General features: G+C 46.8%; 15 protein-coding genes and 1 rRNA gene. 13 read left to right on the top strand and 3 right to left on the bottom strand.

Going from position 1 to position 15,593, the window contains the following annotated elements:
* Positions 1 to 93: 93 nt before the first annotated feature.
* Positions 94 to 1,185, top strand: a complete 1,092-nt coding sequence (locus tag B9A22_RS19205; RefSeq protein ID WP_245824062.1) for a YibE/F family protein — start codon at positions 94 to 96, stop codon at positions 1,183 to 1,185.
* Between the two features lie 21 nt (positions 1,186 to 1,206).
* Positions 1,207 to 2,274, top strand: coding sequence for a uroporphyrinogen decarboxylase/cobalamine-independent methonine synthase family protein (locus B9A22_RS19210; protein ID WP_084577552.1), 1,068 nt, complete (start codon positions 1,207 to 1,209; stop codon positions 2,272 to 2,274).
* Positions 2,275 to 2,408: 134 nt separating this feature from the next.
* On the opposite strand, the gene B9A22_RS19215 is transcribed toward B9A22_RS19210, so the two are convergent.
* The 3 genes from B9A22_RS19215 to B9A22_RS19225 all read right to left on the bottom strand — a co-directional run bounded on the left by B9A22_RS19215 (position 2,409) and on the right by B9A22_RS19225 (position 5,273).
* Positions 2,409 to 3,053, bottom strand: a complete 645-nt coding sequence (locus tag B9A22_RS19215; protein WP_084577553.1) for a hypothetical protein — start codon at positions 3,051 to 3,053, stop codon at positions 2,409 to 2,411.
* A gap of 124 nt (positions 3,054 to 3,177) precedes the next feature.
* Positions 3,178 to 4,596, bottom strand: coding sequence for a sensor histidine kinase (locus tag B9A22_RS19220; RefSeq protein ID WP_084577554.1), 1,419 nt, complete (start codon positions 4,594 to 4,596; stop codon positions 3,178 to 3,180).
* Positions 4,593 to 5,273 carry a response regulator transcription factor gene (locus B9A22_RS19225; RefSeq protein WP_084577555.1) on the bottom strand — a complete coding sequence of 227 codons (681 nt, stop codon included), beginning with the start codon at positions 5,271 to 5,273 and terminating at the stop codon, positions 4,593 to 4,595. Before B9A22_RS19225 ends, B9A22_RS19220 begins: the two co-directional genes overlap by 4 nt.
* A gap of 161 nt (positions 5,274 to 5,434) precedes the next feature.
* Here B9A22_RS19225 and B9A22_RS19230 point away from each other — a divergent pair, with 161 nt between their 5' ends.
* The 11 genes from B9A22_RS19230 to B9A22_RS19280 form a co-directional block, all read left to right on the top strand.
* On the top strand, positions 5,435 to 6,415 hold the full coding sequence (locus B9A22_RS19230; RefSeq protein ID WP_084577556.1) for a biotin--[acetyl-CoA-carboxylase] ligase: 981 nt from the start codon (positions 5,435 to 5,437) through the stop codon (positions 6,413 to 6,415).
* Positions 6,416 to 6,443: 28 nt separating this feature from the next.
* Positions 6,444 to 7,010 carry a biotin transporter BioY gene (locus B9A22_RS19235; RefSeq protein WP_084577557.1) on the top strand — a complete coding sequence of 189 codons (567 nt, stop codon included), beginning with the start codon at positions 6,444 to 6,446 and terminating at the stop codon, positions 7,008 to 7,010.
* A 134-nt stretch (positions 7,011 to 7,144) separates the two neighbouring features.
* Entirely contained in the window at positions 7,145 to 7,912 is a 768-nt protein-coding gene (locus tag B9A22_RS19240) for a type III pantothenate kinase (protein WP_084577558.1), read from the top strand.
* A gap of 60 nt (positions 7,913 to 7,972) precedes the next feature.
* A complete protein-coding gene (gene dusB / locus B9A22_RS19245) occupies positions 7,973 to 8,941 on the top strand; it encodes a tRNA dihydrouridine synthase DusB (protein WP_084577559.1) in 969 nt (322 codons plus the stop codon).
* Between the two features lie 164 nt (positions 8,942 to 9,105).
* The gene (locus B9A22_RS19250; RefSeq protein ID WP_245824063.1) at positions 9,106 to 10,068 is read left to right on the top strand and encodes a phasin family protein; all 963 of its coding nucleotides are present in this window, start codon (positions 9,106 to 9,108) and stop codon (positions 10,066 to 10,068) included.
* Positions 10,069 to 10,183: 115 nt separating this feature from the next.
* Positions 10,184 to 10,705, top strand: coding sequence for a helix-turn-helix domain-containing protein (locus B9A22_RS19255; RefSeq protein WP_084577560.1), 522 nt, complete (start codon positions 10,184 to 10,186; stop codon positions 10,703 to 10,705).
* 14 nt (positions 10,706 to 10,719) lie between these two features.
* On the top strand, positions 10,720 to 11,658 hold the full coding sequence (locus B9A22_RS19260; RefSeq protein ID WP_084577561.1) for a quinate 5-dehydrogenase: 939 nt from the start codon (positions 10,720 to 10,722) through the stop codon (positions 11,656 to 11,658).
* Positions 11,637 to 12,731, top strand: coding sequence for a saccharopine dehydrogenase NADP-binding domain-containing protein (locus tag B9A22_RS19265; protein WP_084577562.1), 1,095 nt, complete (start codon positions 11,637 to 11,639; stop codon positions 12,729 to 12,731). The genes B9A22_RS19260 and B9A22_RS19265 overlap by 22 nt, the downstream gene beginning before the upstream one ends.
* Positions 12,732 to 13,001: 270 nt before the next feature.
* Positions 13,002 to 13,481, top strand: a complete 480-nt coding sequence (gene greA, locus B9A22_RS19270; protein WP_084577563.1) for a transcription elongation factor GreA — start codon at positions 13,002 to 13,004, stop codon at positions 13,479 to 13,481.
* Positions 13,482 to 13,517: 36 nt separating this feature from the next.
* Positions 13,518 to 15,017, top strand: a complete 1,500-nt coding sequence (gene lysS / locus B9A22_RS19275; RefSeq protein WP_084577564.1) for a lysine--tRNA ligase — start codon at positions 13,518 to 13,520, stop codon at positions 15,015 to 15,017.
* A gap of 503 nt (positions 15,018 to 15,520) precedes the next feature.
* A 16S ribosomal RNA gene (locus B9A22_RS19280) occupies positions 15,521 to 15,593 on the top strand; the annotation flags it as partial.

A 15,593-nucleotide genomic window follows, 5' to 3' on the forward strand; every position in this document is an offset into this window, starting at 1 on the left:
CAAGTCTTTTCTTATAAATTTTAGTTGCTTTTAGTTGCAAGATATTTTCAGGTGGGCTAATATGTAGGTAATGTTTGGACAGGGAGGGTTAGTTTGAAAAAAATTCTATTAATACTAATGGCAATGATCTTGTCAACCGGTATATTGCAGGCTGCCCCGGGCGCCCCACCGGTTGAGTATGAAAAGGGAGTCGTGGTCTTTGTCGGCCCGCTTGATCAGTCAATGCAGAAGCAGTATCAGATGGCCAAGGGTGAGCTTGTTAGTATTCAGCTGACAAGTGGACCGGAGGCTGGTAAAGTTGTAGATACGTTTAATTTTGTATCAGAGCGTTCGGCGTATGAAATTAGAGTCAAAACAGGGGATAAGGTTATTGTTGCAGTTAGTCATGACTTAGGAAAAATTAGCTATCATGTCAGCGATTTTGACCGTTTTGATTATGTATACATACTAAGTGGCTTATTTGTGCTGGTGCTGGTGGTATTTGGTGGATTTATTGGTGCCAAGTCGGTGTTGGTTATTGCCTTCTCGATGGTGGTCATCTTTAAATTCTTTATCGGTCAGGTGCTGGCCAGCCAATACAGTCTGACGCTCTTAACGCTGGTCGTGTCGGCTGTTATTGCCATAGCAACCCAGATTGTTGTAAGCGGCCTTTCTAAGAAGTCACTGGCTGCCGTGTTGGGCACAATCGGCGGTGTGGCGGTGGCCGGGCTGCTCTCAATGCTGTCAGTTAAGCTCATGCATTTAACCGGCCTGGACTCAGAGGAAGCCATGCTGCTTAAAGCATCGGTGCTTTCCTATATTGATTTTCAAGGGGTGCTGTTTGCCGGTATGGTTTTTGGCGCGCTGGGGGCCGTTATGGATGTCACTATCTCTATTGCCTCAGCAGTGTATGAGGTCAGGAGTGTACATCCGAGTATCAGTTTTAAAGAATTGGTGCAGGCGGGGATGAATGTCGGGCGGGATATCATGGGGACCATGTCCAATACGCTCATTCTTGCTTATGCTGGCAGTTCGCTGCCACTTATGCTGCTTATCGCCTCACAGCAAAATGCGCCTATGCTAAAAATATTGAACTTAAATCTGATTGTAACCGAGATCGCCAGAGCGCTGACCGGCAGTATTGGGTTAATCTGTGCAATACCGCTGACTGCAATCATTACAGCGACGCTGCTAAAAAGAGATTAGAGTCGAGGGAGGGGAGAAAGCATGAATTGGCTTAAACCGAACCGGGCTACCGGCTTGGGTAGTTTACCGCATCAAGATGAGTTAATGGCGCTCAAAATTATTGCCAAGACTATGCCACATTGGCCGCATTGGCCGCAGCTTCCAGGAAAAATGCCAGAGCAGGGATTTGTTGTTCAGTACGTTCAGCCGCTCATCAAGTTAGGTGTATTGACAGTTACGCCACCCAAAGACCCGGTATTTGCCCGGCTTGATTCTGGCTGGGCTGATACAGTGGTGGAGTTCTATGAGCAGTATATGGCGTTTATGAACGGTGATGCCGGTGCTGAGCAGATGTTTGCCCTTGATGGCGCTGCGTTTGCTGGATTGGAGGTCTTTACTGCACATTTCAGTCAGTACTTTCCCCATGCTGAGGGGGTCAAAGGGCATATCAGCGGTCCGTTGACTGTTGGCCTACAGATTAAGGATGAGCGTGGGCGGGCCTGTTTTTATGAGGAGACACTACGCGATATTCTGGTGAAATGTCTGGCCGTACAGGCGGTGCTTGAGGCTCGGCGGCTTAAGACACTTGGTTTGCCTGTGCTGATATTTATTGATGATCCCAGCCTGTTCCTGATTGGCGCGTCTACCCATATAACGCTGACTAAAGAAGCTGCTTCTGCTGCGCTTGCTGAGATCATCGAGCTGCTGCACCAGGAAGGTGCCAAGGTCGGGGTTCACGCCTGTGCGGGGATTGACTGGTCGATTCTTTTTGAGCTGCCGGTTGATGTGATTAGTTTTGACGCCTACCATTATTTTACCGGCATGGCGCTGCAGGCGAAAGGACTGGCCGGATATCTGGAGCAGGGTGGCAAGCTGGCCTGGGGGCTTATACCCACATCAGGGGAGGCCTGGCAAGAAACGCCAGAATCTATTCTCACCCGTTTTGATGAGCAGTCTGCTGAGTTAGCCAAACGGGGCCTTAATCCTGCTGTTTTACGGCAGAGCATTATTTGGACGCCAAGTTGCGGGACAGGGGCGCTGCCTGTTGACTTGGCAGCGCATATTTATAGTTTAGTAGCAGGGGTAGTTGCCAGGTTGGATTCGAGATAATGAACTGGGCCACAGAAGAGCTGAAGTAAAAGCGAGATTGCTTCGTGTTGCTTGCAATGATCTAATGGAGAGGTGGTAACCTTCCCGGGTCATTGTGAGCGTAACGTAGCAATCTCGCTTTGTATTTTTTATATTTACTCTTTAGTATTCTTGTTTTTCCAAGACTTTCTCATGTCTTTTTTTAGTGCTTTAAGGTCGATGCCAAGTTCGCTGCCAACATCCTGCCAGGTGTTATTGACCTTTTTCTTTGCCATTATTTCATCAATGGCTTGACCGCTTTGTTTGGCAAGAAGTCCGGCCATTGCGACGTCGCGATGGTGGTACCCTTGGTTGAATAGGGTTTGGATATCACCTTGATTTATGCTGAATTTCTCAGCTATGTGTTTGGCTGCTAATTCCTGGCGAACGGCTTTAGCCTTTCCCTTATCAATACCTAAGGTAGTGGCGACTTCTTTCCAAGTGTTTTTATCGGTTTTGAGAGCGAGTACTGATTCAAACGATTGGTCGCTGACTTTGGCAAAAAAGGCAGCCCGCCTTAAATCTTTGAAGTGTTTACCCTCTTTTTGATATTTTGCAATAAGCGCCTCATCCAGACCAAAATCTGCCGCAAGACGTTTAGCGGCCTGTTCGGGGTTAACCTGATGATGACGCTGGTGATGGGCTGGCCGTTCTTTTGAAAATGATGTAGCCTGAGCAACTAATGGGCTGGCAATTCCAGCCAGGATAAAGGCACCGGCAACAAAGGCGGCAATTGTCTTACGCGTGTTTGTTGATAACATTTACATCCCTCCGCTACGTTATTTTAGCTTACTCTATCTCCTCAGCTGTTTTGCTGTTGAGTATAGAATAACGAAGAGATATGACAAAAATATGACAATAAGGCGGTATCTGGGTATTTTTGGGTCATCCCATAATTTTTGTCGGTAACGTAATTGTAAAAGTAGTAGTCTCCTCCGGCGTACTGCTGACGCTGACAGTGCCGCCCATGGCTTCCATTAATTTTTTGGTAATAGACAATCCTAAGCCAGTACCGCCGTCATTGCGGGAGCGGGATTTATCGACACGATAAAATCTTTTCCAGATATGCGGCAGGTCTTCTGGTGGAATACCCGGACCAGTATTGCTTACATCAAGGACTACCTGGTGCTGGTGGGTATAGGCGGTTAGCTGAATCACCGAATTCGGATCGGCATAGCGAATGGCGTTAGTCAAGAGGTTGGCTAGTACTTGACCAAGACGGTCGGGGTCAGCAATGACTGGGGGAAGTGATGCGGGAATGGCAGTAGTGATTGTCAATGATCTTGCTTCGAAAAAGGGCACCAGCTTGGCAGTCTGGGTAGTAATCAGCTCTAAAAGAATAACTTGATCACGCACAATGGTAAGCTCGCCAGATTCAAGCTGCGATAAGTCAACTAAATCGCTAACAAGCCGGCCGATTCGCTTTGTTTCGCCGACGATACTTGCCAGGTAACGATCCCGCTGCTCAGGTGTCTTGGCTAATCCGTCCAGCATGGTTTCGGCCAAAGCCTGGATCGAGGCAACAGGGGTCTTTAATTCGTGTGACACATCTGATAAGAAGTCCCGGCGGTTTTGTTCTACCTGTGCCAGTTCGGCCGCCATGCTGTTGAAGGTACGGCCGAGTTGGCCAATTTCATCAGACTGTGTAGCGCTCGTGCGGCTATTGTAATTGCCGCAGGCAAACGCGGCAGCAGCTCTACTGATATCGGCTATCGGACGGGTCAAGCCGCGGGCCATCAACAAACCTACCAGGCTGGCAGCCAGGATACCGGCAGCCAGTGAGTAAAGAAGTAACTGCTCAAGCGCCTGGGCGGTACGGGTGGCGCCGGTTATCGGCGAATAGAGAAAGAGTGCTGTTGGCGAGCCGGAACCTTGGTCGGGAAGGGGCAGTGCGGCCACGATGGACGGATCCTTACGACTACGCGGTTTTAATACTTTTTGGGCACTGCCATCTTGCCAGTCAGCTGTTTCCCACAAGTCAGCCAGTCTTACCAGGTGCCTGCTTTTCCAACCAGTCGGCGGCTGACCGGCAATGACCTGGCCAGTTTTATCCATAACCCAGATATCGCTGCCAGCCATATCGCCCATGGCATCCAGCAGCGCATTGGATGGTTTTTGACCGTTTGTTAAGAGGGGGCTCAGTATGGTTACGGCGTCGTTGCCTTTGAGTAAGAGGTCGCGGCGTTTGTTATCGATGACGTGGTCATTAACAAGATAGGTCATTAATAGTCCTAAGGTCAGCATACTAACTAAGATGATGATCAAATGAGAGAATAGTAGTTTTCCGAAGATAGATCTGGTCATTTGATAGTTACCTCAAATTTATAGCCGACTCCCCAGACGGTATGAATATAGCTATACTCCGGATTATCAATCTTGTGCCGCAATCGCTTGATGGTGGCATCGACTGTGCGGTCGGCGCCATCAAAGTCATAGCCCCAGACATTGGTTAGGAGTTGATCGCGGGAAAATGCCATTTTCGCATGTCTGGCCAGAAAAACTAAGAGTTCAAACTCTTTGGGCGACAGCGTGGTGTTTTGGTTGCCGGAAAAAGCAGACTGGGCGGTTTGATCAATAGAGAGCCCGGGGAACTCCAGACGGGCCCCGGCCTCGGTAATGAGCCCGCTGCGCCTGAGCACGGCTTTAACACGGGCCATGACTTCCCGGGGGCTGAATGGCTTGGTGATATAGTCGTCAGCGCCTAGCGAAAAGCCAATCAGCTTGTCAGTCTCGCCACTTTTGGCTGTTAAAAAGATGACAGGTACTTTGCGCTTAATAGCCTCACATATCTCCCAACCTGTGCGCTTAGGCAGCATGACATCAAGAATTAATAAATCGGGGCGATGCTTTTCTTCGATTGCCAGCGCCTCCCGGCCATCGGCTGCTGTAAACACGTGAAAGCCTTCCTGTTCAAGATAAAGCTGTAAGACCTCAGTTATGTTAGGCTCATCATCAGCCACTAATACTTTAATCTGTTCCATAAGCCACCTCGCATGTTTTCATGAGTATCTGCTATTATAGAAATGCTATCACACTCTTATTCGTATTGTAAATGCAAAATGGGAGCCTGATTGGCAGATTGACAATTGTTAACCAATATTTTATTATTAGGATAACAATAAGTTTTTTGGGGTGAATGATAGTGCGGACAGCGATACTTGAACTATTAAAACATAATTCCGGTCAATATATTTCAGGCGAGGATATTTCGCATACCCTGCAAGTCTCCCGGACAGCGGTGTGGAAACATATCCGGGCACTTAAGCTGGATGGCTATGAAATTGAAGCCCATCCCCGGCTCGGCTATGCGCTTAGGCAAAACACCGACAGGCTGCTTCCTGCCGAGATTAAAGAACAGTTAACCAGCACTGTGCTGGGGCGCGAAATTCATTATTTTAGTGAGCTGGATTCAACCAATAATGAAGCCAAAAAATTGGCAGCAAACGGCTGTCCGGAAGGGACAATTGTTGTGGCAGAAGCACAAGTCACTGGGCGCGGGCGCTTGGCAAGGGGCTGGTTTTCGCCTCATGGTAAGGGGATTTGGCTATCAGTGGTGCTCAGGCCGCCTTTTAACCCGATGGATGCCGCCAAATGCACGCTGATGGCAGCTGTTGGCGTGAACCGGGCGATTAATGCTGTTACAGGTGCAGGCTGCGGCATAAAATGGCCGAACGACATATTATGGCAGGGACGCAAGGTAGTGGGTATACTTACGGAAATGAGTGCCGAAATGGATGCAATTAACCATATCGTGATCGGTATGGGGATTAATGTAAATATTGAACAGCAGGAGTTCCCTAGCGAAATCGCAGCTACGGCCACATCGCTGGCTGTAGCAAGTGGCTGCCAGGTATCCAGAGTGAAGCTGCTTACCACGATCCTGTCCGAATTAGAAACAGTCTATAATAGTGTCAAAAACGCAGGGTTTGCACCAGTGCTTGCTGATTGGAAAACCCAGTCAATTACGCTGGGGCAGCAAGTGGATGTCCATGGTATTGATCGCAGCTTTGGCGGTGTAGCTATTGATATTGATGTCGATGGAGCGCTCTTAATTGAGACAACGCAAGGTATTGAACGGGTGCTGGCAGGCGATGTGTCTATCCGTCCGGCTTCACCGCAGTAATGTTTTGCTATCGATAAAGGAGGTAACTATGAATACTAGAAATATGGCGCTCACAAGTTTGTTTGCTGCACTACTTGCAGTAAGTTCTCAGGTTTCCATTCCGCTCGGTCCTGTGCCTATTGTGATGCAGGTTATGTTTGTGCTGTTAGCAGGCATAATTTTAGGTAAACGCTTAGGTCCTGCCAGTGTTGCTGTGTGGGTGCTGCTGGGTGTATTTGGTCTGCCGGTCTTTGCCCAGGGGAAAGCTGGAGCCGCTGTTTTAATTGGCCCGACTGGCGGTTATATTTTCGGCTATTTTGTCTGCACGTATATTGTCGGCTATGTTGCGGAACACTTTGAACCAAACTATAAATACACAGCCGCCGCCATGTTTACAGGCTTGGCTGTTATTTACGTTAGTGGTCTGGCAGGGTTTATGCTGTCTTTCCAGTATGTGCTGCACAATCCTATGCCGCTTGAAAAGGCACTTAATTTAGCTGTATGGCCTTTCTTGCCCTTGGATCTGGTTAAAACATTGGCTGCTGTCTATGTTGGTGTCCGGGTCAGGCGGGCATTGCTAAAAGCAGGGCTTGTTCTGTCCAAGCCGATCGCCTAAGGGCAATGTCGAATCTAGTCGTATATTTACAATTTCCCCGCTTTTAAGGTACAATGATAGCGATAAAGAAACGAAGGCCGTCTTAGCGTATTGGAGTAGTACGGCCCATAGCCTACATAGGGGGACTTTTGATAATGCTATTAGTGTTTGATGTTGGCAATACCAACATCGTTTTGGGGGTTTACGAGGGGGACGAGCTTAATTATCATTGGCGGGTTTCGACAGATAAGCAAAAAACCGGTGATGAGTATGGTGTGCTTATTTATAACCTGTTTACTTATCGCGGTTTAAAGATGGAAGACATTGAAGCTGTTGTCATTTCTTCGGTTGTTCCGCCGCTCGTTGTACCCTTAACCAGGATGTGCCAGCGTTATTTTAATGTTGAGCCGCTTGTCGTAGGTCCTGGAATTAAGACAGGTATTTGTATTAAATATGAAAATCCGCGCGAGGTGGGTGCAGACCGGATTGTAAATGCCATTGCTGCGCATGAAAAATACGGCGGGCCATTGATCCTTGTTGATTTTGGTACAGCCACTACGTTTTGTGCTTTGGCTGAGAACGGTGATTATCTGGGCGGTGCCATTGCCCCAGGTATTGGTATATCAACCGAAGCCTTGTTTCAGCGGGCAGCAAAACTGCCGCGCATTGAGCTAATCAAGCCCAAAAATGTCATCTGCCGTAACACGATAAGCAGTATGCAATCTGGTATTATCTATGGTTTTGTGGGCCAGGTAGATGAAATTGTCCGGCGTATGCGTGACGAAATGGGTCAGCAGGCAACAGTTATTGCTACCGGCGGGCTGGCTAACCTGATTGCCCAGGAGTCCCGTACTATTGATAAAGTAGATACCTTTCTGACGCTTGAAGGGCTCAGGCTTATTTACGAACGTAACAGACAATAACCGACAGCAATATACGAAGGCGGCCGACAGGGCCGCTTTTTTTTACATAGGAGGGAACATATGCGCATCGGTCAAATCGAGCTTGCCAATCCGGTCATCCTTGCCCCCATGGCAGGTGTTACTGATCTGCCATTTCGCCTGTTGGCTAAAGAGATGGGCTGTGGCCTGGTGTATTCGGAGATGGTAAGCGATAAAGGGCTGATTTATGAAAATGTGCACACCAGAAAGCTCCTCGCCATTGATGAGCGGGAGCGGCCGGTTGCTTTGCAGATCTTCGGCTCAGAGCCTGCAAGCATGGCAAAAGCAGCCCGTATTGTGGCCGGCTCCGGGGCTGACATTATTGATATCAATATGGGCTGCCCAACACCTAAAATTGTGAAAAATGGTGAGGGTTCGGCCCTTATGCGCACCCCGGAACTGGCCTGCCGGATCATTGCTGCAGTTGTTGAGGCTGCTGGGACTGTGCCGGTTACAGTAAAATTCCGTAAAGGCTGGGATGATAAGTCAGTTAATGCGGTCGAGATGGCTAAGTTAGCTGAACAGGCAGGCGCAGCAGCTGTCAGCGTGCATGGTCGTACCCGGGAACAGTTTTACTCTGGACAAGCTGACTGGAACATTATCCGGGAAGTCAAACAGTCGGTTAAAATTCCTGTTACCGGTAATGGCGATATTCGTACACCCCAAGATGCCAAGCGTATGTTGACTGAGACCGGCTGCGATGGCATAATGATAGGGCGGGGAGCTCAAGGAAATCCCTGGATATTTCGGCAGGTTGCCCATTACCTGGAAACAGGCGAAATACTACCGCTGCCTACACTAGGTGAACGGATTGACATGCTGCTGCGGCAGCTTGATATGCTTGTCGATCACAAAGGTGAATACATCGGCATCAGAGAGATGCGCAGTCACGCCGCCTGGTATACCAAGGGACTGCCCAGCTCAGCTGAGCTTAGGCTGAAGTTTAACCAGGCAGCCAGCAGAGAAGACTTCATTAGGATCATGGAAAATTATCGTGATACCTTGATTTAAAAAAACTTGATTATGCGCAAAGGCCGGAAACTGCTTAGAAATGTCCAGATGCTAGGCGCGCCGAGCATGCGAACGGAGTCGTACTGGGAAGTACGTCGCAGTGAGCACGCGCAGAAGCAACAACGCAGATGGGCGTTTCTAAGCAGTTTCCGCGGGGGATAAGGATGGATATGTTAATAATGCCCGTCGCCAACGGCATCCTGCCGAGGCCTGAGGGTGGAACAATTACCGGTATGTTTATTATTGAAAATGGCGGACAACTGCTGTTAGATGTCGGGGTAGGGAGAGAAATCCTCATTTGTCCGTGGATTGCGGAAGAGCAAGGCTTATACCCGGTTGGCGTAATTGTCCGTATTGTCAATATCTGGAATCATCAGGCTATTGACGATACCGGTGCCGAAATTCCGGTGCTTATGGCCAAGCTGGAGGGAAGGGGCCATGCCCGCTGGTACACCATGCGGACAACTGGCAGCTATATTTATTCTAATGATGTTGAACATATCAACCTGAAAAAGATGCGTAAAGAATACCCGGCCATCTCAGGCGCCGGCTGGGCGCCGCAGGGCGGGTTCACGGAGTTTCGCGATAAAAGCGATATTCCGGTCACTATTTACGGGACTGACCTTGAAACAGGTCAGGAGGTTAGCATAACAGCGAACTTGGGTGGGTTGGTTGAACTGGAACAGGCACACACCATTGAACACTCGGTCATCAGGGCATTAACTACCTATGGATTATGTACTGCCCGGACCTTAGTCGAAGCCATGAGTAGAGAAACAGACGAGCTTAAAAAATCAGTTGAATTCAGTATAAAACACACTCTGCCCGAAGTTTTGGGATTGACGGCCAGCGGTGCCTGTGGTAACCCGATGACCAATTTGGCGCAATTCTATTTGGCCAACGAGTTTGTCGGCAATATAGAGGCAGGTAAGTCACTGAACGAGTCACTTGACAAAGCTCGCCGTACGGCCATGTCGCAGCTCACTAGTGATATGGGACTCACTACACAGCAAGGAATACGCGTGCTGCAGGGGCTCAAGAAAGGCATGGCACACGATGATACAATCTTAAAACTAGAAACCTATAAGAAAGTAATCAGCCGTTTTCCCTATCAACCATGGGAATAGCGGCTTTTTTCTTTTGCTCCATCTTATGGAAAAACTTGTTAAACAACAAAAAAAATGCTAGAATATGTATGTACACAACCTTGTGCACATATACTAAGGGGGAGATGAGCAAGCTGTGTTGCTTCGAATTGGCGACAAGATTGTCAACCGCCAGAAAATTCATCAGACAGTAGACCGAATTTTGGAATTGCGGCGAGATGGCCTATCTCAGCAGGAGGTGGCAGGGCGGGTTGGCGTTGACCGTACTTTTGTTTCACGTCTTGAGACAATTGGCGAGATTCGCAAAGGCGGCCGTGTAGCGCTTATTGGTTTCCCCATAAAAAACTGTCAGGAAATATATGCTGTAGCCAGGCAGGAGGGTATTGACTTTTGCCTTGTTTTATCCGAACAAGAGCGGTGGGATTTTGTCCAAACCAAAAGTGGTGTAGAATTGTTTAACACGATCATGGAGATTGTTGGGAATGTCCGCAAATATGACATCGTCATTATCATCGGCTCAAATATGAGGATTAAACTGATTGAAACTATGCTGGACAAAGCGGTAATTGGGGTACAAATTGGTGAATCCCCCATTGCTGAAGATAAATATGTTAATCCGGAGGATATTCGTGCACTTATCAGGCAGCTCCGGTTCTAGCCGGAGGATATGAAATGAAACAGGTAGTAAGCATTAGTCTTGGTTCATCAAAACGCAATGGTACCACAACAGCTGATTTTGGTGGCCAATTATTTCTTATTAAAAGAATTGGAACCGACGGTGATAAACAGGCGGCTGCCAGGCTAATACGTGAGCTGGATGGCCAAGTTGATGCTATTGGCCTTGGCGGTACTGATCTGTATATTTATGCCGGCAATAAACGATACACTTTTAGGGAGTCGGCCGCACTAGCTGCTAATGCAAAAAAAACGCCGGTAGTTGACGGCAGCGCTATTAAAAACACACTGGAACGGCGGGTTATTCCCTATCTTGAAACCAAACACGGACTGAAATTCAAAGATAAGCAGGCGCTTGTTGTGTGTGCTGTTGACAGGTTTGGGTTGGCAGAAGCTTTAGTAGGAGCCGGCAGTCGGACGGTGTTTGGTGATTTGATGTTTGGACTGGGACTTCCTATGCCTATCAGGACACTTGATGGGTTGGCGCGACTGGCGAGCTTTGCTGCTCCTATCGTCACTAAACTTCCTGTCAGTCTGTTTTATCCTACCGGTGATAAACAGACCGAAGTTACGCCGAAATTTGCGCAGTATTTCCGGGATGCCGATATTATTGCCGGTGATTTCCATTTTATTAGACGGTATATGCCAGACAATATGAGCGATAAACTGGTTATTACCAATACCGTTACTAAGGAAGATGAAGTACTGCTAAAACAGCGGGGGATAAGTATGCTGGTAACGACCACTCCAGAAATGGGAGGGCGTTCTTTTGGCACAAATATATTGGAAGGCGTGTTGACAGCTTTATCAGGCAAACGACCGGAACAATTGACAGCAGATGACTATACACATCTTATTGAACAAACAGGAATTGAACCCAGGGTAAAAAAACTCACATTAGGAGGCGCATGTATTTGCAAAAATTTGCTTTTGTAGTTCATCCGCTTGAAGCTAAGGATTTTAGCCGCAAATTTTCCTTCACTCGCAACTGGCCAGACGGGTTGGTTGAAGGTATGATAAAATACATACCGCCGTTTAAAGTTTCCCATATTACCGGAATCAATTCGGGGCATAATACTGCTGAGGGATGGTTTGTTGGCTGTCCGCTGACATCCAGGCAGATGCTGGCTATGCCTGAAAAGTATGTTACCAATAAAATTATCAAGGCTGGCAAAGTAGCTGAAAAAATGGGAGCTAAAATTGTCGGTCTGGGTGCTTTTACTTCTATTGTCGGCGATGCTGGTATAACAGTCGCTGAGAATTTAAAAATTGCCGTCACCACAGGGAATAGTTATACAGTGGCTACAGCGTTGGAGGGGACGCGCCAGGCAGCTAAAGTCATGGGAATAGATCTGGAACGGGCCAATGTGCTGATTTTGGGAGCAACCGGCTCGATTGGTTCAGCATGTGCGCAGATTTTAGCCCGTGAGGTGCGGTATTTGACATTGGCCGCTCGCGATGAAATTAAATTGGAAAAACTTGCAAAACAGATTTTAAAGGCATCAGGACTAGCTGTTCGGGTAACGGCAAATACTAAACATGCCATCAAAAATGCAGATATTGTTGTAGCAGTAACCAGTGCAATTGACAGTATCATTGAGCCGGAGGATTTGAAGCCAGGTGCCATTGTTTGTGATGTAGCCAGGCCTCGCAATGTTTCTCGCCGCGTTGCTGAAATGCGTGATGATGTGCTCGTCATTGAAGGTGGGGTTGTCGAAATCCCTGGAGATGTAGACTTCGGGCTGAATTTTGGATTTCCGCCAAAAACAGCATATGCTTGTATGGCTGAAACCATGATTTTAGCGTTGGAAGGCCGCTATGAAAATTTTACACTAGGGCGAGACTTAACGGTAAAGCAAGTTGAGACAATTGATAAATTGGCTATTAAACACGGTTTCAAACTGGCCGGATTCCGCAGTTTCGAAAAGGCTATTACCCCCCAGGAACTAGGCATGATTAGAACCAATGCTGACCTCAAAGCCGGTCAAGTACAGAAAGGAGTGCTCTAGAAAATATTGACAAACCAATCATTTATGCCTATAATAATGAAAAATAGAGGATGACCTTCATATTGGCGGGCTGCCTCTTACCACCCAAAGTGTCAAGTTTCTACTTGACACTATTTATATTGCCCAATTCCCACGTTTGAGAATTTTAATAAAAGAGGCGGCAATTTTTCAGTCAAAACGAATAAACTATCTACAAACGTAATTTCAGGAGTTTTAATATTTGCAAAATTGCTTTGGCAAGTATTTAAAAATAAAGAGGAGAATGACACCATGGAAAAAGACGTAATGCTGACTATAGAAGGACTAAAGAAAATCGAGCATAAGCTGGATCACTTAAAGTCAGTCCGGCGCCGTGAAGTGGCTGAACGTATTAAGCAAGCCATTGAATTTGGTGATATCAGCGAGAACTCAGAGTATGAGGATGCTAAAAATGAACAGGCTTTTATCGAAGGCGAAATTCTTACCCTGGAAAAAATCCTGCGTAATGCCAAAGTTATTGATGAAGGAGAAGTCGGCACAGACGTTGTTGCGTTAGGTTCACTTGTTAGACTGAAAGACCTTGAATTTGACGATGAACTGGAATATACTATTGTCGGTTCAGCTGAGGCTGATCCTGCTGAATTGAAGATTTCTAATGAATCGCCGGTTGGTCAGGCTATCCTTGGTCAAAAAGTCGGTAGTATTGTGGAAGTAAATGTTCCGGCTGGTATGTTGAAATATGAAGTTTTGGAGATCAGACGTCAGCATTAATTTAGCACTCTAGAAAGTAGACAGGGGAGAAAGTACATGGCAGAATCAGAAGTAACCCAAGATATAGAGCAGACAACAGAAGAACTGAATGTACTCATGAAGGTTCGTCGGGAAAAAATGGATAAGATCGCCGCCTATGGCATCGAGCCTTTTGGCCGTAAATATAACTTTACCCATCATGCCCAGACAATCCATAATAATTATGCTGAATTAGAAGGACAAACTGTAAGAATTGCCGGTCGGTTGATGACTGTGCGCAGACAAGGGAAAGCCAGTTTCGGGCATGTAATGGATATGTCTGGTAAAATGCAGATCTATTTCCGTCAGGATGTCATGGGAGATACTGCTTACGAGCAGTTCAAGCTTTTAGATATCGGAGATATTATAGGTGTCGAAGGAGTAGTATTTACTACACAAAAAGGCGAAATTAGTGTGAAAGCCAATGGTTTTGAATTTTTGGCAAAATCACTGCGGCCCTTGCCGGAGAAATGGCATGGCCTTAAAGATGTGGAAATGCGCTATCGCCAGCGTTACTTAGATTTAATTGTTAGCCCTGATGTGCGTAACGATTTCGTTATGCGCAGCAAAATCATTAAAGCGTTTCGGCAACTGTTAGATGACCGTGGCTTTTTGGAAGTAGAAACTCCGATGATGCACCCGATTGCAGGAGGGGCCGCAGCACGTCCGTTTATTACCCACCATAATGCGCTTGATATGAAGCTGTTTATGCGGATTGCTCCAGAGTTATATCTCAAACGGCTGATTGTCGGCGGCTTTGAAAAAGTGTACGAACTTGGCCGGGTTTTTCGAAACGAAGGTATTTCAATTAAACATAATCCTGAATTCACTATGGTTGAACTGTATCAGGCTTTTGCAGACTATCAGGATGTTATGCGGTTGACCGAAGAAGTGGTAGCTGGAGTTGCTCAAACAGTTCTTGGTACCACTAAGATTACTTATCAGGGTCAAGAGATTGATCTTACCCCGCCGTGGAACCGTCTGACCATGCCTGAAGCCATAAAAAAATACTCTGGGGTAGACTTTAATGAGGTTAAGACAGTAGCCGAAGCTCGTGCTGTTGCCGACAAGCTTGGGGTTAAATATGAACAGAAACACGGTATTGGCGGTATCTTAAATAACGTTTTTGAGGAAGTCTGTGAACAGCATCTGATTCAGCCGACATTTATTATTGGTCATCCTACTGAAATATCACCACTGGCTAAACGCAACAAAGATAACCCTGAGATTACTGACCGATTTGAAGCCTTTATCTTTGCCCGCGAAATTGCTAATGGCTTCTCGGAGCTGAATGATCCTATTGATCAGCATGGGCGATTTGCAGATCAGCTGACTCAGCGCATGGCTGGCGATGATGAAGCCCATATGATGGATGAGGACTATATTAATGCCCTTGAGTATGGTTTGCCACCCACCGGTGGTTTAGGAATCGGCATTGACCGTTTGGTGATGTTCTTAACTAACTCGTACTCGATCAGGGATGTAATCTTGTTTCCACACATGCGTCATCGCGAATAGAAAGCAACTACTGCTGGCCGGGTTTACCTGGCCAGCTTTTTACTATTGACAAGGCTCAATTCATTGTGGTAAGATAGCACTCGTTCGGTTGATTTAATTTAGCCGGTATGCGATTCTTAAAGAAACATATTGACAGTGAAATTGATATGTGATACTATATAGAAGTCGCGAAAAACATGCGATTGAAAATTCCAAATAAATATATTGACACATCAAAACTGATGTGGTAATATATAAAAGCTGTCGCTGTTGGTGACGCAAAACGTTCCCTGAAAACTGAACAATGTAAAGTAATGCATCATAAAAAAAGCCAGATGTGCGTGCGTGTCGCAAGACACAAACCAAAAACAATTTTTGATTTTAATGAGCCATTAAATGGCTTCAATATAATGTAGTCACTGTGTGACTTTGAACATGTGCCTGTCTCATCTGATTAAGAAGCCTGTCTTCCTTAATAAAGATAGTAGCAGGGATAGCAGAGAAACATATAGACGGCATACACTTTATTGGAGAGTTTGATCCTGGCTCAGGACGAACGCTGGCGGCGTGCCTAACACATGCAAGTCGAACGGAGTA

The organism is Sporomusa malonica, from assembly GCF_900176355.1.
GTDB classification, from domain to species: Bacteria; Bacillota; Negativicutes; order Sporomusales; family Sporomusaceae; genus Sporomusa; species Sporomusa malonica.